The organism is Dyella sp. 01L423, assembly GCF_056399945.1.
The window spans coordinates 98667-122187 of record NZ_JBFTSI010000006.1; the positions used below are offsets into that span (position 1 = coordinate 98667).

General features: G+C 64.5%; 27 protein-coding genes. 14 read left to right on the forward strand and 13 right to left on the reverse strand.

Annotated features, from left to right (window positions below; all coding sequences use genetic code 11):
• The first annotated feature begins 10 nt into the window (after window positions 1-10).
• Together AC1DMY_RS16715 and AC1DMY_RS16720 are read left to right on the forward strand one after the other, a co-directional pair.
• Window positions 11-1078, forward strand: coding sequence for a class I SAM-dependent methyltransferase (locus tag AC1DMY_RS16715; RefSeq protein WP_477166009.1), 1068 nt, complete (start codon window positions 11-13; stop codon window positions 1076-1078).
• Entirely contained in the window at window positions 1075-1788 is a 714-nt protein-coding gene (locus AC1DMY_RS16720) for a pseudouridine synthase (protein WP_477166010.1), read from the forward strand. Before AC1DMY_RS16715 ends, AC1DMY_RS16720 begins: the two co-directional genes overlap by 4 nt.
• Before the next feature lie 24 nt (window positions 1789-1812).
• Here AC1DMY_RS16720 and AC1DMY_RS16725 read toward each other — a convergent pair whose 3' ends face one another.
• Window positions 1813-2013: a hypothetical protein gene (locus AC1DMY_RS16725; RefSeq protein WP_441605089.1), complete on the reverse strand. Its 201-nt coding sequence runs from the start codon at window positions 2011-2013 to the stop codon at window positions 1813-1815.
• Window positions 2014-2050: 37 nt separating this feature from the next.
• Window positions 2051-2218 (reverse strand): hypothetical protein, encoded by a 168-nt coding sequence (locus AC1DMY_RS16730; protein WP_477166011.1) that lies wholly within the window; start codon window positions 2216-2218, stop codon window positions 2051-2053.
• A gap of 24 nt (window positions 2219-2242) precedes the next feature.
• Between AC1DMY_RS16730 and AC1DMY_RS16735 the strand changes: the two genes are divergently transcribed.
• Window positions 2243-3802, forward strand: coding sequence for a protein adenylyltransferase SelO (locus AC1DMY_RS16735; protein WP_477166012.1), 1560 nt, complete (start codon window positions 2243-2245; stop codon window positions 3800-3802).
• A 6-nt stretch (window positions 3803-3808) separates the two neighbouring features.
• Here AC1DMY_RS16735 and trxC read toward each other — a convergent pair whose 3' ends face one another.
• Complete coding sequence (gene trxC, locus AC1DMY_RS16740; RefSeq protein ID WP_477166013.1) at window positions 3809-4246, reverse strand: thioredoxin TrxC; 438 nt, start codon at window positions 4244-4246, stop codon at window positions 3809-3811.
• 74 nt (window positions 4247-4320) lie between these two features.
• Between trxC and AC1DMY_RS16745 the strand changes: the two genes are divergently transcribed.
• Complete coding sequence (locus AC1DMY_RS16745; protein WP_477166014.1) at window positions 4321-4800, forward strand: hypothetical protein; 480 nt, start codon at window positions 4321-4323, stop codon at window positions 4798-4800.
• Here the strand turns inward: AC1DMY_RS16745 and AC1DMY_RS16750 are convergent.
• The 4 genes from AC1DMY_RS16750 to AC1DMY_RS16765 form a co-directional block, all read right to left on the reverse strand.
• The gene (locus tag AC1DMY_RS16750) at window positions 4780-6180 is read right to left on the reverse strand and encodes a glycosyltransferase family 2 protein (RefSeq protein ID WP_477166015.1); all 1401 of its coding nucleotides are present in this window, start codon (window positions 6178-6180) and stop codon (window positions 4780-4782) included. The genes AC1DMY_RS16745 and AC1DMY_RS16750 overlap by 21 nt on opposite strands.
• Before the next feature lie 312 nt (window positions 6181-6492).
• Window positions 6493-7314, reverse strand: coding sequence for an SH3 domain-containing protein (locus AC1DMY_RS16755; RefSeq protein WP_477166016.1), 822 nt, complete (start codon window positions 7312-7314; stop codon window positions 6493-6495).
• Window positions 7315-7438: 124 nt separating this feature from the next.
• A complete protein-coding gene (locus AC1DMY_RS16760) occupies window positions 7439-8527 on the reverse strand; it encodes an aromatic ring-hydroxylating oxygenase subunit alpha (protein WP_477166017.1) in 1089 nt (362 codons plus the stop codon).
• 70 nt (window positions 8528-8597) lie between these two features.
• Window positions 8598-10421 carry a DEAD/DEAH box helicase gene (locus AC1DMY_RS16765; protein ID WP_477166127.1) on the reverse strand — a complete coding sequence of 608 codons (1824 nt, stop codon included), beginning with the start codon at window positions 10419-10421 and terminating at the stop codon, window positions 8598-8600.
• A 229-nt stretch (window positions 10422-10650) separates the two neighbouring features.
• Between AC1DMY_RS16765 and AC1DMY_RS16770 the strand changes: the two genes are divergently transcribed.
• The gene (locus tag AC1DMY_RS16770) at window positions 10651-11115 is read left to right on the forward strand and encodes a VOC family protein (protein ID WP_477166018.1); all 465 of its coding nucleotides are present in this window, start codon (window positions 10651-10653) and stop codon (window positions 11113-11115) included.
• A gap of 1 nt (window position 11116) precedes the next feature.
• Here AC1DMY_RS16770 and AC1DMY_RS16775 read toward each other — a convergent pair whose 3' ends face one another.
• Window positions 11117-12040, reverse strand: a complete 924-nt coding sequence (locus tag AC1DMY_RS16775) for an oxygenase MpaB family protein (RefSeq protein ID WP_477166019.1) — start codon at window positions 12038-12040, stop codon at window positions 11117-11119.
• Between the two features lie 245 nt (window positions 12041-12285).
• Here AC1DMY_RS16775 and AC1DMY_RS16780 point away from each other — a divergent pair, with 245 nt between their 5' ends.
• The gene (locus tag AC1DMY_RS16780) at window positions 12286-13383 is read left to right on the forward strand and encodes a 3-deoxy-7-phosphoheptulonate synthase (RefSeq protein WP_477166020.1); all 1098 of its coding nucleotides are present in this window, start codon (window positions 12286-12288) and stop codon (window positions 13381-13383) included.
• A 15-nt stretch (window positions 13384-13398) separates the two neighbouring features.
• Here the strand turns inward: AC1DMY_RS16780 and AC1DMY_RS16785 are convergent, their stop codons facing one another.
• Window positions 13399-13824 (reverse strand): OsmC family protein, encoded by a 426-nt coding sequence (locus AC1DMY_RS16785; RefSeq protein ID WP_477166021.1) that lies wholly within the window; start codon window positions 13822-13824, stop codon window positions 13399-13401.
• On the opposite strand from AC1DMY_RS16785, the gene AC1DMY_RS16790 reads away from it, so the two are divergent.
• Together AC1DMY_RS16790 and AC1DMY_RS16795 are read left to right on the forward strand one after the other, a co-directional pair.
• Window positions 13823-14251: a GNAT family N-acetyltransferase gene (locus tag AC1DMY_RS16790; RefSeq protein WP_477166022.1), complete on the forward strand. Its 429-nt coding sequence runs from the start codon at window positions 13823-13825 to the stop codon at window positions 14249-14251. The genes AC1DMY_RS16785 and AC1DMY_RS16790 overlap by 2 nt on opposite strands.
• A 134-nt stretch (window positions 14252-14385) precedes the next feature.
• A complete protein-coding gene (locus tag AC1DMY_RS16795) occupies window positions 14386-15075 on the forward strand; it encodes a DUF1345 domain-containing protein (protein WP_477166023.1) in 690 nt (229 codons plus the stop codon).
• A gap of 108 nt (window positions 15076-15183) precedes the next feature.
• On the opposite strand, the gene AC1DMY_RS16800 is transcribed toward AC1DMY_RS16795, so the two are convergent.
• Entirely contained in the window at window positions 15184-15666 is a 483-nt protein-coding gene (locus AC1DMY_RS16800) for a YajQ family cyclic di-GMP-binding protein (protein ID WP_477166024.1), read from the reverse strand.
• 106 nt (window positions 15667-15772) lie between these two features.
• On the opposite strand from AC1DMY_RS16800, the gene AC1DMY_RS16805 reads away from it, so the two are divergent.
• Window positions 15773-16951, forward strand: a complete 1179-nt coding sequence (locus tag AC1DMY_RS16805; protein ID WP_477166025.1) for a BaiN/RdsA family NAD(P)/FAD-dependent oxidoreductase — start codon at window positions 15773-15775, stop codon at window positions 16949-16951.
• Window positions 16952-17015: 64 nt separating this feature from the next.
• Window positions 17016-17903 (forward strand): NAD(P)-dependent oxidoreductase, encoded by an 888-nt coding sequence (locus AC1DMY_RS16810; protein WP_477166026.1) that lies wholly within the window; start codon window positions 17016-17018, stop codon window positions 17901-17903.
• 92 nt (window positions 17904-17995) lie between these two features.
• Here the strand turns inward: AC1DMY_RS16810 and AC1DMY_RS16815 are convergent, their stop codons facing one another.
• Both AC1DMY_RS16815 and AC1DMY_RS16820 read right to left on the reverse strand, forming a co-directional pair.
• On the reverse strand, window positions 17996-18463 hold the full coding sequence (locus AC1DMY_RS16815) for a YaiI/YqxD family protein (protein ID WP_046971892.1): 468 nt from the start codon (window positions 18461-18463) through the stop codon (window positions 17996-17998).
• A complete protein-coding gene (locus AC1DMY_RS16820; RefSeq protein ID WP_477166027.1) occupies window positions 18460-19341 on the reverse strand; it encodes a PhzF family phenazine biosynthesis protein in 882 nt (293 codons plus the stop codon). Before AC1DMY_RS16820 ends, AC1DMY_RS16815 begins: the two co-directional genes overlap by 4 nt.
• 163 nt (window positions 19342-19504) lie before the next feature.
• On the opposite strand from AC1DMY_RS16820, the gene AC1DMY_RS16825 reads away from it, so the two are divergent.
• The 4 genes from AC1DMY_RS16825 (at window position 19505) to AC1DMY_RS16840 (ending at window position 22657) form a co-directional block, all read left to right on the forward strand.
• Window positions 19505-20107, forward strand: a complete 603-nt coding sequence (locus tag AC1DMY_RS16825) for a rhomboid family intramembrane serine protease (protein WP_477166128.1) — start codon at window positions 19505-19507, stop codon at window positions 20105-20107.
• Window positions 20108-20227: 120 nt separating this feature from the next.
• Window positions 20228-21001, forward strand: coding sequence for a hypothetical protein (locus tag AC1DMY_RS16830; protein WP_477166028.1), 774 nt, complete (start codon window positions 20228-20230; stop codon window positions 20999-21001).
• A 130-nt stretch (window positions 21002-21131) separates the two neighbouring features.
• Window positions 21132-21533, forward strand: a complete 402-nt coding sequence (locus tag AC1DMY_RS16835) for a hypothetical protein (protein WP_477166029.1) — start codon at window positions 21132-21134, stop codon at window positions 21531-21533.
• 83 nt (window positions 21534-21616) lie between these two features.
• Window positions 21617-22657, forward strand: coding sequence for an aminopeptidase (locus tag AC1DMY_RS16840; protein ID WP_477166129.1), 1041 nt, complete (start codon window positions 21617-21619; stop codon window positions 22655-22657).
• Here AC1DMY_RS16840 and AC1DMY_RS16845 read toward each other — a convergent pair.
• The gene (locus AC1DMY_RS16845) at window positions 22654-23469 is read right to left on the reverse strand and encodes a c-type cytochrome (RefSeq protein WP_477166030.1); all 816 of its coding nucleotides are present in this window, start codon (window positions 23467-23469) and stop codon (window positions 22654-22656) included. The two genes, AC1DMY_RS16840 and AC1DMY_RS16845, sit on opposite strands and share 4 nt — an antisense overlap.
• Window positions 23470-23521 lie beyond the last annotated feature (52 nt).

A 23521-nucleotide genomic window follows, 5' to 3' on the forward strand; every position in this document is an offset into this window, starting at 1 on the left:
TGCCTGTCCGATGCCCGTCTCTTTCTCTCCCGCAGCCCAGGACGCGGCGCTGGAGGCCCTGTTCGTGCCCCTGGAAACGGGCGCACTGGCGCTGCCGGCCGATGGACGCGTGCTGTTCCTGCGTGCCCGCGACGGCTTTCGGCTGCGTGAGATGGCGCGCAAGTCGTGGGTGTGCGAGCAGAGCTTCAAGCCGTTCGCCGAGGCCTTGGCGCGCAGCGGCCTTGCCGTGGCGCCGCCCAATGGGACGGAACGCTACCCGCTGGTGCTGGTGTTGCCGCCGCGCCAGCGCGACGAGGCCCGCGCCTTGTTTGCGCAGGCCCTGCGCCGCGCCGCGGTCGGTGGCGTAGTGCTAGCCGCGGTACCCAATGCCGAGGGCGCCAAGTCGGCCGAAGGCGATCTGGCCAGCGTGGCCGGGCCGCTCAGCCAGCTTTCCAAGCACAAATGCCGCGTGTTCTGGACCCAGCCACTAGGGTCGCAGGTGAACCTTGAACTGCTGGAGAGCTGGGCTTCGCTGGACGCGCCGCGCCTCAACGACGCCGGCTTTGTCAGCCGTCCCGGACTGTTTGCCTGGGATCGCGTGGATACGGCATCCGCCTTGCTGGCAACGCATCTGCCCGTCGATCTGGCGGGTAGCGTGGCGGATCTGGGGGCCGGCTACGGTTATCTGTCGACCCAGCTGGTGGCGCGTTGTCCCGCGGTGTCGTCCATCGATCTGTTCGAAGCCGAGGCGCGTGCGCTCGAACCGGCGCAACAGAATCTGGCGCGTGCACGGCAGGACAGCGCTCGCGATGTGGCGTTCGCCGTGCACTGGCACGACGTCACCCAGGGCTTGCCGCGGCGCTACGACGCCATCGTGAGCAACCCGCCGTTTCATCAAGGGCGCGCCGATCTCCCCGATCTGGGCCGCGCCTTCATCGATACCGCCGCCAACGCCTTGCTGCCGCATGGCCGGTTCTGGCTGGTGGCCAATCGCCATCTTCCCTATGAGGCCACCCTGGCCGCACGTTTCAATGAGGTACGCACCGTGGTAACGCAAGACGGATTCAAGGTGATCGAAGCACGCGGGGTGCGCGCATGAAACTGGTCAAGCTAATTGCCAACCTTGGCTATGGCAGCCGCAAGGAAGTCACGGCGATGTTTCGCGAAGGTCGCATCACCGACCCTGATGGCGAGGTGTTGTATGCGGACGACAAGGTGCCGCACGAACACATCCGCATCGATGACGAGCCGCTCGACCCGCCGGCCGGCCTGGTGTTGATGATGAACAAGCCGCTGGGCGCGACCTGCTCGCGCAAGGACATCGGGCGCGTGGTGTACGACTTGCTGCCGCCGCGCTACCGCGTGCGTGATCCAGCGTTGTCCACGGTGGGGCGTCTTGATCGCGAGACCTCAGGCCTGCTGCTGTTCACCGACGACGGCGCCTTGCTGCACCGGATCATTTCGCCCAAAGCGCAGGTGGCCAAAGTCTACGAGGCCACCTTGGCATCCGATCTGCGCGGCGACGAAGTGGCGCTTTTCGCCAGCGGCACGATGATGCTCGAATCGGAAAACGAGCCGCTGGAACCAGCCACACTTGAAGTACTGGCGCCGCGCCTGGCGCGCGTCACGCTGACTGAGGGCCGCTATCACCAGGCCAGGCGCATGTTTGCCGCGGTGGGCAATCACGTGGAGACGTTGACGAGAGTATCCGTGGGGGCACTTACGCTGGACGGACTGCCGCCCGGCGAATGGCGCGCGCTTGAAGATCACCAGATCGCGCGCATCTTTGAAGCACCGGCAGGTGCTTGATGCGCGCGGAGCGCTGCGCTGTTTTCAGCCGAACGGAGTCTGGCGACGTCGCGCGAGTTCGTCCTCGCGGCGAGAGTGCGCGCCCGGTTGCCAGGACACCAGCTGAAAATTGCTGCGGTCCTGATCGTTGTGGTGACGGACGTCCTGCGTGTCCCGATGATTGAGCATCCCTGCTACTAGCTGCATTCCGCGCTCTAACGCAGAACGGGCGAGAAGCATGTGCATGTCGTAGCTCCGGACCACCCCTGCGTGGCCGTTCAGGCTACATATAAGCAGCTTCACGGGCGATACACAAATGCCAATAGGCCATGAAAATCATCTTAAGTTCAACGCAAGCTAGCGTCACATTCTTCACAAAGGTGAATAGCGCAATGTTCTGCGATTTTCCTGCGAAAACAAGGCTTTCCATGGCGCGGAACAGCGCTTCCATTGTCGTCTTTTGCACGATCACGCCATGCCTAATTTGACGTTCGATAACGCCTTCGTGCGCGATCTGCCGGGCGACCCTGAACAAGGTTCCCGCCAGCGGCAGGTCCTGGGCGCGTTGTATTCCCGCCTGGACCCCACGCCGGTGGCATCGCCGCGCGTCGTGGCGTGGTCGCCGGAGATGGCGCAGGCCCTGGGCCTGGACGCCACCGAGCTGGAAAGCCCAGAACTGGCGCAGGTGCTGGGCGGCAATGCCTTGCTGGAGGGCATGCAGCCCTTCGCGGCCAATTATGGCGGCCATCAGTTCGGCGTGTGGGCGGATCAGCTGGGCGATGGGCGCGCGATTTCACTGGGCGAAGTGCTCACGCGCGCAGGCCAGCGCTGGGAGTTGCAACTGAAAGGGGCGGGACCGACCCCGTATTCGCGCGGTGCCGACGGACGCGCCGTGCTGCGTTCATCCATCCGCGAGTTCCTTTGCAGCGAGGCGATGCATCACCTGGGCGTGCCCACCACGCGCGCACTCAGCCTGGTGGTGACCGGCGACAGCGTGGTGCGCGACATGTTCTACGACGGACACCCGCAGCAAGAGCCGGGCGCCATCGTGTGTCGTGTCGCGCCATCGTTCATACGTTTCGGCAATTTTGAGTTGCCGGCTGCGCGTGGCGATCTTGCGCTGTTGAAGCAGCTGGTCGATTTCACCATCGCGCGCGATTTTCCCGAATGTCGGGGCGAGGGCGAGGCGTTGTATGCCCAGTGGTTTGCGCAAGTTTGCGAACGCACCGCGGTGATGGTCAGCCACTGGATGCGCGTGGGTTTTGTGCACGGTGTGATGAACACCGACAACATGTCCATCCTCGGACTGACCATCGACTATGGCCCGTACGGCTGGGTCGACAACTTCGATCCGGAGTGGACGCCCAACACCACTGATGCAGGTCGTCGCCGCTATCGCTTTGGCCAGCAGCCGAATTTGGCGTGGTGGAACCTCAGCCGTCTCGCCATGGCGCTGGCGCCGCTGTTCAGCGGTACCGAGCATCTGCAGGCGGGGCTGGATCGCTATGCAGCGGTGTATGCCCAGGCTGACCGCGACATGATCGCGGCCAAGCTGGGTTTTTCGGCCTGCGAAGAGGGCGACGTGGAGCTCATGCGCGAGCTGTATACGCTGCTGACCGACGGGGAAGTCGACATGACGCTGTTCTTCCGCGCTCTGGCGGATGTCGATCCGGCCCAGCCGTCATTGACGCCGTTGCACGATGCCTTTTACGACGACGCCAAGCGGCAGGCGTTCGAGCCGGCATTCCAGGCCTGGCTAAGCAGCTACGCCGCACGCGCGCGTAGCGACGCTCTCTCTGCACAACAACGCCGCCTGCGCATGCACGCCGCCAATCCGCGTTATGTGCTGCGCAATTATCTCGCGCAGGAAGCGATTGATTTGGCCACGCAAGGCGACTACAGCGGCATCCACGAGCTGCTGAAGGTGATGAGCCGCTCTTACGATGATCAGCCCGGACGCGAACGCTACGCGCAGAAGCGGCCCGCCTGGGCGATGCACAAGGCGGGCTGTTCGATGCTGTCGTGCAGTTCGTAAGACGCTTCAGCGCAGCGCGTTGGCGAGGAACTGGCGCAGTTGCGTGCCGTTGAGCGCACCGGCCTGACGCGCCACTTCGCGCCCGTTGCGCATCACCAGCAGGGTGGGAATGCTGCGGATGCCGAAACGCTGGGCCAAGCCCGGTTGCGCCTCGGTATCCACCTTGGCCAGCCGCAGCTGCGGTTCAAGGCTGTTGGCGGCCTCGGCGAACACTGGCGCAAAACTCACGCAGGGCCCGCACCAGGGCGCCCAGAAGTCGATCACCACTGGTAGATCACCACGGGTTGCCACCGCGTCGAAGTTGCCGGCGTCCAAGGCCAGCGGCTTGCCTTCGAACAGCGGCTGCTTGCAGCGGCCACAGACGGGATGCTGGCCGAGTCGATCCTCGGGCACGCGATTGAGGGCCGCACAGTGGGGGCAGGGAACGGTAAGCGGAGTGGACATGGCAGGCCTCGATGGCCAAAACTCGATGCAGCATCAGATGGTGTCCGCCGATGCGCTAAACAAGGAGCCCGGGCGTGCGCAAGCGTGAAGGCGGCAACACGACAGCTCCCAGTCTCGTCCTGCTGGCGGGAGCGCTGTGGACGCTGCCCAACAGCCTGCTGGGGCTGCTGGCCGGACTTGCCTGCATACCCTGGGGCGCCCGTCCCCAATGGCGGAGCCGTGAATACGCTCTGGCTTTCCGGCGGATGCCCCATCGGGGCAGCGGCGGTGCGCTGACCCTGGGCAATGTGATCCTGTATTCGTGCGACGAGCTCGACACGCCGTGTTTCACCTATGCGCATCGCGCCGGACATCGCGAGGAGCCGTGTATTTCGCTGGCCGATCACGAGCGGGCGCATGTCTACCAGTACATGGTGCTGGGGCCGTTGTTCCTGCCCTTGTATGCCTTGTGCGGCGGCATCAGCGTGCGCAATCGGTTTGAGCGCGCCGCCGATCGCTATGCGCTGCAGCGTGCCGGCTGGTGGCCGTGGTCCTCAGCGCGCATAGTCACGTGATCGACGCGACACCAGTCCGGATAGATAACCCATCACGCTTGCCGGCTTGAGCACCAGCCCGTACAGCATGGCGTAGCCAAACAAGCCGAACGGGTTGCGCCGCACGGTCAGTCCGAGTTCGCGAAACATGCGCGCCTGTACCCGGTAGATGATCACATGCGCGAGCAAGGCCGCTGGCAGCACAAAGGCCAGCATGGCGGCAGCCAGGCCATAGATGCCCATGCAGGCCAGCAGCACGGCAGGCAACACGGCGATCGTGTAGACCAGATCCATATACGGAAACAGCAGGTTCCACCAGATCAGGAACGTGCTCAGGCGGCGACGGAACAGCAGCGAGCCATGGGCCCTGAACGCTTCCATGAGACCGCGCGACCAACGGCCGCGTTGCTGCAGGAACGGCGTGAGCGCGGCGGGGACGCGCGCAAACGCGATGGCGTCTTCGCAATAGCCGACGCGATGATGGTCTCTCAACAAGGCCCAGGTCAGTACAGTGTCTTCACCCGCGCATGCCGGCCAGCCGCCTACCACGCGAAGAATGTCGGTGCGGTACAGCGAAAACGCGGCCGGTGCGACCAGCGTGCCCTGAAACAGGCTTTGCAGGCGCTTGCTTGCCGCGATGCCCTGGAAGTAATCCCACTCCTGCATGCGCGTCACCAGGCTTTGCCGTGAATTGCGCACAAGCACCGCGCCCGCCACCGCCACGGTGCCTGGCGGATCGCTCATGTAACGCGTCACCAGCCGACGCAAGGCTTGGGGATGCAGGTGCGCATCCGCCGCCAGCGTGACGGTGACGGGGTAGGACGCCAGGCGTAGCCCTGCATTGAGCGCATTGGCCTGACCACCAGCTGATTTGAGGTCGAGCACTTCCAGCCAAGGGTAGGACACGCCACGCAGCCGCTCCAGCGTGGCATCGGTGGAGCCGTCGTTGATCACCATCACTTCGATGGGCGCGGGATAGCGTTGCATCGCAATGCTGGCTAGCGTGCCGAGTATCGTGTCCTGCGCGTTGTGCGCGGCAATCAGGATGGACACGCTGGGGAAGTCGCTGTCGGCGAACTGCGAGCGCGGCGGGCGCCGGTCGAGCAGCAAACCCACGGCGAGAAAACTGTTCATGAAGGCGGGCAGCACCGCGATGCCAAGCACCAGCAGATGCGCCATCAGCCGCTGGCCAGGCGTTTGGAATTCGCCCAGCCAATGCTGCGCGGTGGCATAGGCAAACGCGGCCCAGCTAAGCGAAACGACAAGGGCGAGCACAAATTTCAGGCCGACCGGCATATAGCGGCGTCGATGCAGCCGACCATCGTTCGCCGCCGCCAACGGCAAGCGGACCGTGACGGAGAACGGTCGTCGCCTTGACCACACTGGTGCGTTGACGCTCATGGCTAAGCCCGCTGCTGCGGCATCGCGCTGGCAGGTCACGGATGAAGCGTTCCACCTTAGGGGCTGAGCGCGTCTCCGCATGCCTGAACACGCATGCCTGGATGAACCGACGGCGTCCTGCCAGAACTCCGTTCCTTGCTGGAATCAGGGGCAAGAGTCATGCCACGCGCGCTAAGTGCCGATAGCGCCATAACATCGGGAAACACCGGCGTTCCGTGCTGATCCGCGCGACGGCAGCTGCGCAAGAACCGACGTGCGCTGACACAAACCGACGCGCGAGGGCGGCCGGTTTGGTCAGCAGAGAGCGCCGCATCAGGCGGCTTGTTTGCCTGATTCAGGATGCGGTTTCGGCGCCGGCTTGCCGTTGCCGTGACCCGACGGCGGCCGGTTGCCGCCTTGGTTCGGCGGGGGATGACCGCCCTGATTGGGCGGTGGGCGATGGCCTTGCGGTGGCGTGCCGCCGGGCGGCCGGGTCTGCCCCGGCGGATGCGTGCCCGGGTTCTGCGGCGGCCGGTTGTTCGACGGCGGCCGGTGTCCCTGATTCGGTGGCGGCCGATTGCCCGGCGGAGGCGGTCGGTGACCGCCGTTCGGCGGCGGGCGATTGCCTTGCGGCGGCGGACGATGGCCACCGTTCGGCGGGGGACGATACCCGCCATTGGGCGGTCGATAACCATGTGCCGGCGGACGCGCACCCGGATGCCAGCCCGGCGGACGCGGCGGCGGGCGCGGCGCGTATGGACGGCTATACCAGTAATCGCGATTCCGATAGAACGGCCGGTTGGTGTAGTACGAGCCCCAATACGCACCAATCGAAAACGCGACGATGGGAATGCCGATGCGCGCGCCGTAGTCGGCCACATAGACCGGCTGGCTCTGATAAAGGTATTGCACAAAGGTCGCAGCCACCCAGCCGCGCAAGCCCTGGGTGATCACATCGCACCAGCCCCAGCCTTGCGTGCATCCTTGAATGGATACGGCGGTGCCGGCAGGCAGCTGCGCGATGGTGGGATAGCCAGCATCGGGACCGGCATAGAGATCGACGTACGAGGTCACCACGCCGTTCAAGGCCTGCGCATAGGCGGCAGGGGTGGCCAAGCCGAACAGCAACAGCACGGACCAGACTAGCCGCTTCATGGGTGCCTCTCCTGGATATACGACACGATGAGACTGTGTCATCTGCGAAGGACGTGTCAACGACGCGTCAGCTTTCCTGATCGTGAGTTCGTGCGTTCAGCGCGCGGTGCGGTGGGCGTGATGTTCACGCCTGGGCCAGCGATTCGCGATAGGCGCGACGCACCATCTCGTGGAAATGATGCACGGCGTTCTCCCTCAGGGGATTGAGCCGGCCCGCCTCGTACGAGCCCGACGCCAGGCCGCGCTGCACGTCCTCGCAAATGGTCACATCCTCGTCCTGCACTTCGTCGCTGAACTCCACATCGCGCGTGCGGCGCGTTTGCGCGGCAGCGCTGTCATCGCGCGGATAGTAGAAATCGAACTCCACCCGGCAGCGATCCACGCCCAGCGGCAGCACCCGATTGGTCTGCAAGCGCGAGGGCAGGATATTGAGCATGGTGTTGGGATGGATGAAGTAGTAAAGCGCTTCACCACTGCCGTACAGGTCGCCGGCGCTTTCCAGCGGGCTGTACTGGAACGAATACCACGGCGCCGTTTCGGTGATGTAGCTGCGATAGTCGAGCAGGCTGTTGAGGCCGGGATGGATGTGCGGTACGTGGTAACCCTCGAGGTAGTTGTCCACGTAGACTTTCCAGTTGCACGCCACCTCGTAGCTGGCGCGGTGATGAAACTCGTAGTCGTCCAGCGAACGCTCCGGGCCGAGCCGTTCGTCAATGCCGGCGACCACGTCCGCAAACGACGGCGCCTCGCCGATGGCGACAAACACCAGGCCTTGCCACACCTGTACCTGCACTTCCGGCAGGCGAATGTCCGACGGATTGAAGTCCTGCGTGCGGCCCATCTCCGGCGCACCGCGCAGCACGCCGTCGAGCCCGTAGGTCCAGCCGTGATAGCGGCAACGCAAAGTCTTCGCGCCCTTGCCATCGCAACTGGCGATCGGGCCCGCGCGATGGCGGCAAACATTGTGGAAGCTTCGGATGACACCGTCCTCGCCGCGCACCACGATCAATGGCAGGCCGGCAATCTCGGTCACTACGTGATCGCCCACCTCGGGAACCTGGGACCGATGGCACACCAGCTGCCAGCTGCGCGCAAAGATGGCGCGCGCATCCTGCGCCTGCATGCGCGGGTCGGTGTAGAAGCGGGCAGGCAGCGTCAACGCCACCTCAAGCGGCTGCGGCGCCAGAACGGACTCGTCGAACAGATCGCGCATGGACATTACATCGGCAGCGGTTTGCCCGAGTATCGGCCTGCACACGCCCCCGGGGAAGGGGGCGGCCGCTTCAGGCGCTTGCCAGCTGCTGCTGCACGTCGTTGATGGAGTTGCGGATGCGCTGGCTGAAGATCGAATCCTCGTGGTGGATCAGCACCAACCGCTCCGTCGCACGTGTCATCGCCACATAGAGCAGGCGCGCTTCTTCCACCTCGTTCTTGCCGGGCTTGGGCAGCGAGCCCAGGCCAGGGATGATCACCAGCGGAAATTCCAGCCCTTTGCTGGAGTGCATGGTCACCAGCTTCACGGTGTCGTCGACCACGAACAGGGAACTCTTGCCGTTGCCCTCGGCAAGCTGGCTGGCAATACCGGCGCGCTGCAGCGCTTCCTGCAGCTTCTCGCCTTCCCAGCTGTTGCGGAAGATGACCGCCATGTCCGATAGCGGACGGCCAGCGCCCAGTTCATCTCGCAGGCGCTGGATGATCGCTGGCAGCTGATCCTCCTGGCGCTCCACGCGGATCAGCTCGGGCAGGGCGCCGCGGCGTCCTGCGCTTTCCGGTGCGATCAGCGGCACGCCGTCGTCATCGTCGCTGCGGCCCAGCAGCAACTCGTTGGCAAAGCCGCGCGCCACCGAGAGGATTTCCAGCGTGTTGCGGTAGTTGAGCTTGAGGATGGTGGTGCGGCCCTGCGCCTGCACGCCCAGGCTTTTCCAGCTGAGCTTCTTGCGGTTGGCCTGGCCGTAAATGTTCTGCGCGTCGTCGTACAACACCAGCAGCGAGTTGGTGTTGGGGTCGATCATCTGCACGATGAGCTTGTACCACTCGGGCTCGAAATCGTGGCCTTCGTCGACCAGCACCGCACCGTACTGGAAGCGCGGAATCTGTCCGCTGTCCACGCCGGCGATGACGGCCGGCGGCAACGCTTCGGCGAAATGCGGGCCGTCCTCGGGCAGGGGCACGTGGTAGGCCGTGAGCATGCTGCGGCACCACTTGTGGAAGTTGTACACCTGTACCTTGTCGCTGAGGCCGCGTTCGCCCATCAGTTGTTCAAGGCGCTCGGCCAGCGTTTTGTTGTAGCACAGCACCAGGATCGGCTTGGACAGCGCGCGCGCCAGTTCCATCGCGCGAAAGCCCAGGATCATGGTCTTGCCCGAGCCGGCCACGCCGTGAATGATGCGATGCTCGTCGCCCAGCGAGCGGGCCAGCAGTTCCTGCTGGGCATCCATCACCTTGATCAGGTCGGGAATCGCCAGCTTGGTCGCGGCGTTGCTGGCCGAAGCGAACAGGCCGAACTGGCCCTCGCCGGGTTCCACGCGGATTTCCGGGAACAGATGCCAGCGCACGCGATCGATCTGCGGCAGCGTGAGCGCGGTGGGGAAGATCTGCGGAAACATCGCCCACAGGCGTTCCTGGAACGCTTCCGATTCCACCGATTCGTACATTTCGTCCTGGCAGATCACCAGGTGGGCGGGGATTACCGCCTCAAGCTGGCCGGCCTCGAACTGCTTGCGGCTGATATTGGCCAGCACCACGCCATAGCCCCACGGCATCAGCAACTTGCCTTCGTAGATGTGACCGGGCGGATAGCGGAGCGCCGGGTCCTGCGCCAGCACTTTGTGGATCTCGGTGGCGCCGTCGCGTGCCTGCATCAGCGGGTTGTGTTCCTTCACGCTGCTGCTGCCGGTGATCAGCGTGAACAGCGTGCGGTCGGCCTGCTGGATGGTGCCCGGCTTCCAGTCCTTCACTTCGAGCACGAGCAGGCCGCGGCGCGGATGGAACACGATGAAGTCGGGGCGGCGCTGCCTGGGACCGATGGCCACGTCGTACCACAGCAGGTAGTCGTCCTCGAGCTTCTGCTCCAGGCGCTCGGAGAAGCGCTTCTCGCCGCTGGTCATCTGCGGCAGGCTGCTGTTGCGGGAGGGGATGAGCGTCGCCAATGAGAGCCTGCCTCGTGCCGTGCCTTTGTACGCGCCATGCGTTCAGGTCCGGCGACGTTAGCGGATCGGTGGGGCGTGTCAATCTCGCGGGGCCGGCGACGCCCTGCTGGGCTTGGATTTTCACCAAGACGGCGACATGGGAGGGGGCATAGTGTCGGCGCTGTCTGTCCTGCCGTGGGAGTCGCCGATGAACACCTCCAAGCCACCCGTCATCAAGGAAATGTTTCCCTATCTGCGCGTGCGCAACGCCGAGGCTGCGCTGGCGTACTACCAGGAGGTCTTTGGCGCGACCCTCAAAATGCGCCTGGACGAGCCCGGCACCGGGCGCATCGGGCATGCCGAGCTGGCGATGGGGCCCTCGGTGCTGATGCTGTCCGACGAATATCCCGAGCATGGCATCGTCGGTCCGCAGAGCATCGGCGGGACCAGCGTGTCGATCCATCTGCATGTCGACAATGCCGATGCGGTATTGGCCCGTGCGGTCGACAAAGGCGGCTACCTGGTACGACCCGCCACCGATTTCTTCTACGGCGAACGCGGCGGCACCGTGCGCGATCCATTCGGCCACGAGTGGCTGGTGGGCCATGAGATCGAGCAGGTCAGTGCGGAAGAAATGCAGCGGCGCTACGACGCTGCCATGGAGCAAGAATAAGTTAGCGCCAGTGTTGCAGCGTGTCGGTGGGCAGGCCGACGCGCATGCAGGCATGGCTGCCGATGCCGTCATGCAGCGCCATGCGAAAGACTGGCGCGACCGACCAGAGGGCCCGTGCAGCCAGTCGCGATTGGGCGCGCTGCAACGGCGTGCGCTCCAGCAAGGTGTCGGCCCATGGCGGCAGAAGGGCTGCGCCGGCCTGCAGGAAAACATCGCGTGACAATCCCGCCACGGGCACCGGCAGGCGCACGCGATACAGCACGTCCAGCACGGCACGCGATCTTTCGGTGAAACGAAGATCAGTGCGCACGCCCCGGAAATAAGCGGTGATCTGCGCTTCCGATGCAGGTACGTCGCGCGCACCCAGCGCCTCGGCGATACGACGCACCTCGTCGTAGTAGCGGTCGGCCGCGCCTGCCGGCATCGCGATATGGCTGTAGCGCCGATAGCCCTGCAGGAAACTATAGGCCTCGGTGACATGCACCCAGGTCAGCAGATGCGGATCGTCGGCCGCATAGGGTCGCCCATCTTCCGCCGTACCCTTTACCTGCGAGTGAATGTGCCTCACGCGTTCGATCAAGGCCTGCGCCTGGTCGGCCGGCGCATACGTCGTACCACTGACGAATGACGTCGTGCGACGCAGGCGGCCGATCAGGTCGTCGCGGAAGTTCGAGTGATCCCATACACCGGCGAGCGCCAGCGGATGCAAGGTCTGCAGCATCAGCGCCGCAAGACCGCCGGCGAGCATGCCCGGAAAATCCGAATGCACACGCCAGGTGGCACTGTCGGGGCCAAAAAGCCCGGGATCGCCTATCGGATGATCGTAGTCCACATGGCCGCCGCCACCGCGAGGAAATGCGCTCAGCACCCAGCGTCGGATGGGCTCGCGGGCGGGGCGGGTAAGGAGATTCCAAGGTGACGACATGCTGACCAGTGTAATGCTTGGTTTCACATGCATCCTTTGCACACGCGAAAATCCTGTGTTATCTCTAACACCCATGACCTCCCACTCCGCCCGTCAGTATTTTTGGTATTACGGCTATCCGATGCCGCTGGCGGAGGGTTGGTCTCGACTGTCGTAACGACAAGACACCATTCCAAAAAAAAGGCCGCCAGCCACCACTGGCGGCCTTTTTCATGGTCGCGAGTGGAACCTCCCAGGAGATCCCCGTGAACCCTTCCACCGACGATTTACGTATCCGCGCCATCACGCCGCTCACCGCGCCGGCCGAAGTGATGCGCGACTGCACAGCGAGCGTGCGTGCCTCACATACGGTGAGCGCCTCGCGCCAGGCGCTGCATCGCATCCTTGCCGGCGAGGATGACCGGCTGGCCGTGGTGATCGGCCCGTGTTCGATTCATGACACCAAGGCTGCGCTGGAATACGCCGGGCGGCTTGCAGAACAGCGCAAGCGGCATGCAGGCGAGCTGGAAATCGTAATGCGTGTGTACTTCGAAAAGCCGCGCACCACGGTGGGCTGGAAAGGTCTGATCAACGATCCCGATCTCGATGGCAGTTTCCGCATCGACAAGGGCTTGCGACTGGCGCGCGGTCTATTGCGCGACATCAACGAACTGGGCGTGCCGGCCGGCTGCGAATTCCTCGACATGATCACGCCGCAGTACATCGCCGATCTGGTGGCGTGGGGTGCGATCGGCGCGCGCACCACCGAAAGCCAGGTGCATCGCGAGCTGGCATCGGGACTGTCGTGCCCGGTGGGCTTCAAGAACGGCACCGATGGCAATGTGAAGATCGCTGTTGACGCGGTAAGCGCCGCATCGCAACCGCACCATTTCATGGCCGTGACAAAGGAAGGCCACACCGCCATCGCTGCCACCACCGGCAACGAGGACTGTCACGTGATCCTGCGCGGCGGCAAGACGCCCAACTACGACGCCGCAAGCGTAGACGCGGCGTGCGCGGCCATCGTCAAGGGCGGCCAGCCGGCGCGGGTGATGGTCGACGCCAGCCACGCCAACAGCCTCAAGCTGCCGGAGAACCAGCCGCGCGTGATCGACGATATTGCAGCGCAGCTCTCGGCGGGCGAGCAGCGCATCGTCGGCGTGATGGTGGAAAGCCATCTCGTGGGCGGGCGCCAGGATCTGCTCGAAGGCGAGCCTTTGCGTTATGGCCAGAGCATCACCGATGGCTGCATCGACTGGGAGGCCTCGCTGCAGGTGCTCGATCGTCTCGCCCAGGCCGTACGCGCGCGGCGCACTGCACTGGCGGCGACGCAGCGGCCAGTGCGCGCGAGTTGCGCTGGTTGAACTGCGCGGTGGAACTCAGTTGGCGAGCTGTGCGTCCAGATTGATGGTCGCCTTGAGCACCTTCGACACGGGGCAGCCTTCCTTGGTGGCCTTGGCGATCTTGTCGAAGGTGGCGGCGTCGACGCCATCCACTTTCGCGCGGCAGGTGAGATCGACCGTCGTGATGGAAAAGCCGTCGCCATCCTTGTCCAGCGTCACCACCGCCTTGGTCTCGATGTGCGTGGCCGCATGGCCGGCCTGTTCCAGGCCCAGCGCCAGCGCCATCGTGTAGCAGCCGGCATGAGCCGCGCCGAGCAATTCTTCCGGATTGGTGCCCGGTCCGTCCGCGAATCGCGACTGGAAGCCGTAGCGCGCTTCGTGCAGCACGCCTGAGGCGGTGGAGATGGTGCCGGTACCTTCCTTGAGCCCGCCCGACCAGACGGCGGATGCATTTCGTTTCATGTTCAGCTCCCTGGAGCAGGCGATGGTGTCAGGGAAGCTTGCCGAAAGAGTCATGCACGAAATGCGAACGCAAGCGCGCAAGGTCTTCACGCGTGGTTCGCTGTCACTTGCTTTAATCTCCGCGCCGGTCACCCCGATGAGGGCGCGTTTCATGTCTGCCGAGATCAACCACAACGCCAGGACGCACCGCTTCGAAACGAAAGTGGACGGCGTGCCCTGTGTGCTCGACTACACGCTGGAAAATGGTGTGATGACCATCACCCACACCATCGTTCCGTCGGCAGTGGGCGGTCGTGGCATCGCGTCCCATCTGGTGCGCACCGCGCTGGACATGGCGCGGGAAGAACACTGGCGGGTGGATCCGGCCTGTTCGTATTCGGAGATCTGGATGACCCGACATCCGGAATATCAGGATCTGCACGTCTGAAACGCCAGCCGCTTCGCGGCATCGCGCCGGGCGTCGAGAACGCGTTGCACAAGCTCTAAGATGCGCCATGCCCGCTACCGGGTCATGGAGAGAGCGTTTGCGATGAAGAGCTGGCTGAGCGCAGGAACGTGCGCATGAGCACCGCGTCCGGAAAGACCCGTCCCCGCAAGAATGGCTTCGTCCCTTTTCGCATCCTGCGCGCCCGACCGCGCCTGATGATCTCGGGCGTTGTCGCGCTCGTCGTCGGTCTGGCGCTTTGGTACTGCTTCCGGCTGACGCCTGCCGAGGCGCTGCTGCTCGGCTTCGATCTGGGCGTTGCGGTTTACCTGACGGCGTTGACCATCCTGTTCTGCCGCACGACCTCGCCCGACCTCATGCGCGGGCAGGCGCGCAAGCAGGACACCGGTCGCTGGGGCGTGCTATGGACCTCGCTGATCCTCACTGGCTTCGTGTCGCTGGCGCTGACCACGGAAATGGGCGGTGCCAAAGGTGGCGATGCGAAGGCGCTGATCGTCGCCGCCGCGAGCATCGTGCTGTCCTGGCTGTTCTTCAACGTGATGTTCGGCATGCACTACGCGCACGGCTTCTACGGCGATTTCGGCAAGAAGCATGAAGGGCTGGATTTCCCCGGCACCGAGCAACCCGACTACTGGGATTTCATGTACTTCGCCATCGTCATCGGCATGACCTTCCAGGTCTCCGATGTGCAGATCAGCAGCCGCTACCTGCGACGGGTGGCCTTGCTGCACAGCGTGATCGCGTTTTTCTTCAACGTGTTTATTATTGCGATCAGCGTGAATATTGCGGCGGGGCTGGCGGGGTAACGCCCCCCTGTGGGAGCGCACCCTGTGCGCGACTGCAACGTGCCACGACTTCGCATCCTCGGCGCCAGTCGCGCACAGGGTGCGCTCCCACAAGGTCAAGGCATCGCCTTAATCGCGGAAATTATCAAACTGCAGCGGCAGCTCCACGTCGGCCTTGCGCAGGACGGCCATGGCCTCCTGCAGATCGTCGCGCTTCTTGCCCGTCACGCGCAGCTTGTCGCCATTGATCTGCGCCTCGACCTTGAGCTTGGCCGCCTTGAGCGAGGCCACCAGCTTTTTGGCGATCGGCTGTTCGATGCCATGTTTCACGGTCACCTTCTGGCGCGAGCCGCCCAGATTGGTCTCGGCATCGCCCACGTCCAGCGCGCGGATGTCGATTTTGCGTGAGGTGAGGCGGCCGCGCAGGATGTCGAGCATCTGCTCCAGCTGGAATTCGCTGGGGGCCGACTGGGTGATCACGAACTCGTCCAGCTCGAACTTCGCGTCGGTGCCCTTGAAGTCGAAACGGCTGGCCAGTTCGCGGTTGGCCTGATCCACGGCATTGGTCAATTCGTGCTTGTCGACTTCGGAAACGACGTCAAAAGAAGGCATGGTGGCGGTCCGGTCCAGGAAAAACCCGAGTTTAAGCGATCTGGCGCATCCTGTCGGATAATGTCGGGTCAAAGGATCGGGAGCAGGGCATGGCGGCGGTGCGCGCGTGAAAGTAGACGTACTGGTCATCGGTGGCGGCGCGGCCGGACTGATGTGCGCCATCGTGGCCGGCCAGCGCGGGCGCAGCGTGCTGGTGGTGGACCATGCCAACAAGGTCGGCAAGAAGATCCTGATGTCCGGCGGGGGGCGTTGCAACTTCACCAACCTTGGCGTGACGCCGAATGCCTATCTGTCCGCCAATCCGCACTTTCCGAAATCGGCGCTGGCCCGTTACACGCCGTGGGATTTCATTGCGATGGTGGAGAAACATCGCATCGCCTACCACGAGAAGGAACTGGGCCAGCTGTTCTGCGATGACTCGTCCAAGCTGATCGTGCGCATGCTGCTGGACGAGTGCGCGCAGGCCGGCGTGCGCATCGAAACCAGCTGCGGCGTGCAGCGCGTGCGCAAGACCGACGAGGGTTTCAACGTCGTCACGGCGCACGGCGAAGTCCATGCGCAATCGTTGGTGGTTGCCTCCGGCGGCCTGTCGATTCCAAGCATGGGCGCCACCGGTTTCGGTTACGAACTGGCGCGGCAGTTTGGCCATGCGGTGTTGCCCACGCGGGCCGGCCTGGTGCCGCTCACGCTGAGCGGCAAGCATCAGGAGCGCTATCAGGACCTGGCGGGCGTCGCCTTGCCGGCGGTCGACGCAAGCGTGGGCAAGCGTTCATTCCGTGCCGGCCTGTTGTTTACGCATCGCGGCATCAGCGGTCCCTCCATTCTGCAGATTTCCTCGTACTGGCAGCCAAGCGACGACCTGCGCATCAACTTGCTGCCGGAGCTCGATCTTGGCCAGTGGCTGCAGGAGCAGCGTGCGGCGCGTCCCGCGGCGGAACTGAAAAACGTGCTGGGCGATGTACTGCCTCGCCGCCTCGCGCAGCGCTTGTGCGAGCTGTGGTTCGAGAGCCGGCCGATGCGGCAATACCGCGAGGCCGAACTGAACAAGATCGGCGACCAACTGCACGACTGGCCGATGATTGCCAGCGGCACGGAGGGTTATCGCACGGCCGAAGTGACGTTGGGCGGCGTCGATACCGATGGGCTCTCTTCAACCACGATGCAATCGAAATTGGTGCCGGGTCTGTACTTCATCGGCGAGGTGGTCGACGTCACCGGCTGGCTCGGCGGCTACAACTTCCAGTGGGCGTGGGCATCGGCACATGCGGCCGGCGAAGTCGTTTGATTTCGCACAAGGTGAACATGCTGCGTGATCCACTACGCGGATCATTCTGTGTGGAGTCCATCGCATGAAAGTGGGTTTTATCGGCCTCGGTGCCATGGGCAGCGCCATGGCGAGCAACCTCATCAAGGCCGGGCATGAGGTCACCGTGTGGAATCGCTCGCCGGGGCCCACCGAGCCCCTGGCGTCGCTGGGCGCCAAAGTGGTGAAGACGGCCGACCGCGCGGCGCAGGGCGAGGTGCTCTTCAGCATGCTGGCCAACGACCAGGCCGTGCGCAACGTGTTTGTCGACGGCCGCTTGCTCGACGGCATGGACCAGGGCACGGTGCATGTGAATCACGCGACCATTTCCGTGGCCCTGGCGCGTGAGATGGCGGAAGAACATTCGCAGCGCGGCCTGGATTACCTGGCCGCTCCCGTGTTCGGTCGGCCTGATGTCGCAGCGGCCGGCAAGCTCAATATCCTGGTGGCGGGCAAGCCTCACGTGATCGAGCGTGTTCGGGCGTTGCTCGATGTGATGGGTAGCCGCATCTGGCCATTGGGCGAGACGCCAGAGCGGGCGAACGTAGTGAAGATCGCCGGCAATTTCATGATCGGCGCCGCCATCGAAAGCATGGCCGAAGCATCGGCGTTGACAAGAGCGCATGGCGTGAGCGCCGCGGATTTTCTCGATGTGATGACCAACTCGCTGTTCGCCACACCTGCTTACCAGGGCTACGCCAAGCTCATCGCCGAGTCACGCTATACGCCGGCCGGCTTTGCCCTGCCGCTGGGCTACAAGGACATCGGCCTCGCGCTGGCGGCAGCGGACGCAACGCGCGTGCCGTTGCCGCTCGCGGGTGTGTTGCGCGACAGCCTGCTAGAAGCCTTGTCCGCCGGCGAAGACGATGTCGACTGGTCGATCATGGCGCAGGTGGCTGCGCGTCGCGCGCATCTGGACGAGCGCAAGCTCTGACTGTGGGAGCGCACCCTGTGCGCGACGGCCCAACGAAGAGGCGACCGTCCGCTCCGCGGTCGCGCACAGGGTGCGCTCCTACAAGGGGCCGCTCAACGCGTCTTGCGAAACTGCACCAGCCACCGATCCAGCTGATTGGCGAACGCCTGCTTGTCGCGCGCATGAAACGCCGCCGGCCCGCCGGTATCGACGCCCGAGCCGCGCAATTCATCCATGAAATTGCGCATCGAAAGCCTCTGCGCAATCGTGTCGGGCGTATACAGCTCACCGCGCGGATGCACCGCAAGCGCGCCCTTTTCGATCACCAGGGCCGCCAGCGGAATATCCTGCGTCACCACCAGATCGCCTGCGTTCACGCGCTCGACGATCTCGGCATCGGCCACGTCGAAACCGCCGGGCACCTGGATGGCGCGCACGAAACGCGAAGGCGGGGTGCGCAGCCATTGATTGGCGACCAGGGTCACCTGCACCTGCTCGCGTTCCGCCGCGCGGAACAGTACTTCCTTGATCGGCGCAGGGCAGGCGTCGGCATCCACCCAGATCTGCGGCCGCGTGCTCACTCGTGGCCGCTCCAGTGCAGCGTGCCATCGATGATGGTGTTGGTGCGTCCGCCGATCCACACGGTCTTGCCGTCAATGCTCACGGAGAGGCTCGCATCGTGGCCGATCTCGCGGCCCTGGCTCACCACGTAGCCACGCGCGAGCGGGCCGTCCGGTTCGGCATGCGCGATATAGGCGGCAATCAGGCCGTTGGCGGCTCCCGAGGCGGGGTCTTCCACCAGGCCGACGCCGGCCGGCAGTGCGCGCACCACCAGCTGATAGTCCGGATGCGAGCTGCGTGCGAACACGCACAAGCCCACGCTGTCGGTAGCCTTGGCCAGGGCGCCGATGGCGGCGTGGTCCGGCTTCCACTGGCGCAGCGATGCCTCGTCGGCGCATTCGGCCAGCCACCAGTGGCGGCCACCCGATACATAGGCCGGCGGCAGCGTGCCCAGGTCGATGCCGGCCAGTGCGGCGTCGAGCAGCGGATGGGCGTCGCGGCCGGTTTTCTCGACCGTGGACGGCGGCGATTTCAACAGCAACTGGCGTGAGCCTTCACTGTCTTCGACGCGGATGGGCAAGACGCCGGCACCGCATTCCTGCCACAGCACGCCGTCCACCGGCTCGGCCAGTCCGCACAGCAAGACGGCGTGCGCGCTGCCGATGCTCGGATGGCCGGCAAACGGAATTTCCTTGTGCGGCGTGAAAATGCGCACACGGTAGCTGGCGCCGGGCTGGCTGGGCGGCAGCAGGAAGGTGGTTTCGACCAGATTGGTCCAGCGGGCGAAGGCTTGCATGCGGGCGTCGCTCCAGCCGGCGGCGTCGGTGACGACGCCCAGGTGGTTGCCGCCGCCGGGAGCGGCGGCAAAGACGTCCAGATGCAGGTAACGGATCGACATGGGGAGTGCCTGGGGCGTGGGGAAACGCTTGAAGCCGGGCATGATAGTGCGGAATGCCGCGCTGCGCTTGGACTTTCCAGGGGCTGCGGTGTCGACAATCGCCCGCGCCGCCGCCAAGATGCGGATTCTTTGTCACCGCCTCCTGCCTTTCACGGAAGTACGCATGATCACCCTGATCATCATCGCCATCACCTCGGTCGTGTCCTTCATGGCGTTCAAGAACGCCCGCCTGATGAATGATCTGATCCTGTGGCCGCCTGCCATCACCCGCAGCCGCGAGTACCACCGGCTGGTGACGTACGGCCTCGTCCATGCCGATTTCGGCCACCTGCTTTTCAACATGATCACGCTGTACTTTTTCGGCCGCAGCATGGAGGGGTTCTTCACGGCATCGCTGGGCACCTTCGGGTTCGCGCTGTTCTACATTCTGGCGCTGCTGGTCTCGATCCTGCCGACCTATCTGAGCAACAAGAACAACCCAAATTACCGCAGCCTTGGCGCGTCGGGCGCCGTGTCGGCCGTGCTTTTCGCGTATGTTCTGCTGTCGCCGTGGTCGCGCATCATCGTGTTCGTGATACCGCTGCCGGCGATCGTCTACGCGGTGCTCTACGTGGGCTATTCCATCTACATGGATCGGCGTGGACAGGGCAACGTCAACCACAGCGCGCACCTGTGGGGCGCCGCGTTCGGCGTCGCGTTCACCGTGGTGGTTCGACCGGAAGTGATCTCGCATTTCCTGGCGGCGCTCTCGCAGCCGAGATTCTGAGCGCAGCATTGCGTTACTGCGGTTTTGCTCACCCCTGATACATGTTGTTGGTGTTACTTGTCGGTTAGTCCGGCGTGATGGGGCGTCGGGCATTCTCGACCACCGCAGGAGTGAAGACGCATGGCAACGAAGCGCAAGCCGGCCGCGAAGAAATCCTCGGCCAAGAAAGCAGCCACCCGCAAATCCACTGCCAAGAAAACCACCGCTCGCAAGCGCGCCACCGTCAAGCGCGCCGTTCGCAAGACGGCAGCCAAGAAGGCGACTCGCAAGACCGCCGCCAAGAAGGCAACGCGCAAGACCGTAGCGAAAAAGGCAACGCGTAAAACGGCCGTCAAGAAAGCAACCCGCAAGACTGCCTCCAAGAAGGCGACACGCAAATCCCCCGCACGCAAGACGGCGACGCGCAAAGCCGCCGCGCGCAAGTCCACGCGCAAGACGGCGACCAAGAAGGCCGCGCCGCGCAAGACCGCGGTAAAAAAGTCCGCCGCCAAAAAGACCACCCGCAAACGCGCCACCGCCAAGAAGGCGGCCAAGAAAACCGCCACACGCAAGGCGGCGACCAAGCGCGCCGCACCGCGCAAGGCCGCCGCCGCGCCGCGCAAGACGGCCGCCAAGACCGCGCCAGCGGGAGGGCGCAGTCGCAACACGTCCACGGCACGGCCACGCCGTCCGGCGCGCAAGCACCTGACCCCGCAAGAAGCTGCCGAGCATATCCAGGCGCTGCTTGAAGCCAAGCAGGAGCGGGTACGCCAGGGGCCAACTTGGCCGGGCGCCGATGAACACCCCGGCGGCAACAACGGCCACCTGGATACGGGCACCAGCAACGGTGGCGTTTCCAGCGAGGCGGTCTACGGGCATATCCGCCAGCCGCCCGAGCGCAGCGGCAATAACTGAACCGACGACGCAAAGTCGGTCCCGGCATGGCTGGCAGGTAAATACCTGCCAGTCGTGTCGGTAGCGTTCAGTGCGCACTTACCAGCACAGGTTCAAAGTGAGGCTGTCTTCCCCCTGAAGGCCTTACGTCATGAAACGCGTGCTTGCCGGTCTCGCCTTGGCGGTTGCCACCGCAGCGCTATCCGGTTGTTACTACGATCCTGGCTACAGCTATGTGCGTCCGGTCGCCACCGGCGGCGGCGACGCCTACTACGGTACCGGCGTCACCTATAGCAACGGCTACTACCCCGGTTACTACTACCCGAGCTATGGCTACTACGGTTACGGCTGCTGTTATGGCCCGGCCGTAAGCATCGGCATTGGCGGCTACTACGGCGGCTACCGCGGCGGCTATTACCGCGGCGGTGGCTACTATCGCGGTGGCGGTTATTACCACGGCGGTAACGGCTATTACCGCGGAGGCCGAGGCAATTGGAGCGGCGGCCACGGCAATGGTGGCCACGGCGGCTGGAACGGCGGTCACGGCCACTGAAATAGCGGCACAATCGCGGCATGACGTTGCCATGCTTCGTGCCGCGGATCACTGGAATTGTCAGGCCCATCGTCACCTTGACGATGGGCCTGCTGCTTTGTGCCTGCAGCACCGTCGATTACTACGCTCACGTGGCCAAGGGCCAGAGCGAGCTGGTGATGAACCGCCGCGACGTGAGCGAGGTGGTGCGCGATCCGTCGACCGATGCCCAGATCCGCAAACGCCTGCAACTGGCCCAGCAAGCCCGCCAATTCGCCACCGATCACCTGGATCTGCCGGATAACCGCAGCTATACCAGCTACGTGAAGCTCAACCGTTCCTATGTAGTCTGGAACGTGTTCGCGACGCCGCGCTTTTCCATCTCGCCGATCCAGCACTGTTTTCCGTTTGCCGGTTGCGTGGCCTATCGCGGCTATTTCTCCAAGGACAAGGCCAAGGCCGAGTCGTTGCGGCTGGAGGCGCAGGGCGATGACGTCTACGTGGGCGGCGTGCCGGCGTATTCCACGCTGGGCTGGTTCTCCGATCCCATCCTCAGCAGCATGATGCGCTGGGACGACGATGAGCTGGCCGGCACCATCTTCCACGAGCTGGCGCATCAGCTGATCTATGTGAAGGACGACAGTTCGTTCAACGAGTCCTTCGCCAGCTTCGTGCAGGAGGAGGGCCTGCGCCAATGGCGCCAGTCACGCGGATTGCCGGCGCAGAACGACCGCGAGCAGACCATGGACGACGGCTTCACCTGGCTGGTGATGGACCTGCGCGATCGCCTGAAGACGCTGTATGCCAGCGGCATCGACGAACAGGCCATGGCGGCCGGCAAGCAGCAGACCATCGACGACTTTCGCGTGCGCTACGCGCAGTGGCGCGACTTGGACTGGCCCGGCGACCATCGCTACGACGCCTGGGTGAACGGCCCCATCAACAACGCGCGGCTGTTGCCGTTCGGCATCTATGACCGCTGGACGCCAGTATTCCTTGCGCTGTTCCGTCACGCGGAAGGGCAGTGGCCGGCGTTTTACGCCAGCGTGCGCGAGTTTGCCCGGCAACCGTACACGCAGCGGCAACGCTCGCTGCAGCAGTGGCTGGATTCGACCGGGCAGCCATCGATCGCACCGTCTCCCTAGGGTTTCGCCTTGCGTGCGGCCATGTGTCGCAGATAGGCCAGCAGGTCGTCCAGATCCTGATCGGATATCGCCTTCCGATCGAAACCGGGCATGCGCGCCTGCGGCCAGCGGCGCAGCGACTGGGGGTCGCGGATATAGGCGCGGAACAAATCCTCGCGCAAATATTCCGTCGGGCTGTGGGGAATATTGAGATCCGGCCCCAGCTTGGCATCGCCCTGGCCATTGAGCGTGTGGCAGGCAAAGCAGGTGTGCTGGAACACCACGAAGCCCCGCTGCACGGGGCTGCCGGCCTTGAGGGCCGGATCGGGCTGGATCGCGGGGAAGCGTTCGGCCACGGGCGGCTGGCGGCGAATGGAGGCCAACTGGAACGGCCACTGCTCCGGTCCGATCTTCATCGCCTCGGGATGGGTCCACACGACGTAGAAAGGGCCTGCATCGCCCTTGATCTCGGCCAGCGTCGGCCACGGATGGGCGGGATCCTCCACCGCCAGCCAGGCCTCCGACCCGTGGGCGCGCACGATCAACGCCGCTGAGATCTGCGCGGCGAAGCCGTCGGAGGCGGTGAATTGCAGGGTGTCGTCGGGCGATACGCCTTCCAGCAGCGCTTTCAGCGGCACGGCGCGATAGCGCATGGGGCGTTTGAAGGCGACATCAGCCGGAATGGCCACGTCGCGGGCATCGCTGCGCCCCAGCAGCTGGGCGGTGGTGTAGGTCTTGCTGCCGTGGCCCAGGTCGACCGTGAGATCGGCGGCATGCAGGGGCAGGGCGACGGCCAGGGCAAGCAGGCACAGGCGTTGTAGCAGGCGAACCATCGGACGACGCTCCCTTGGAATAAGCCGCCGATGGTAGGCGGGCGCGCCCAGC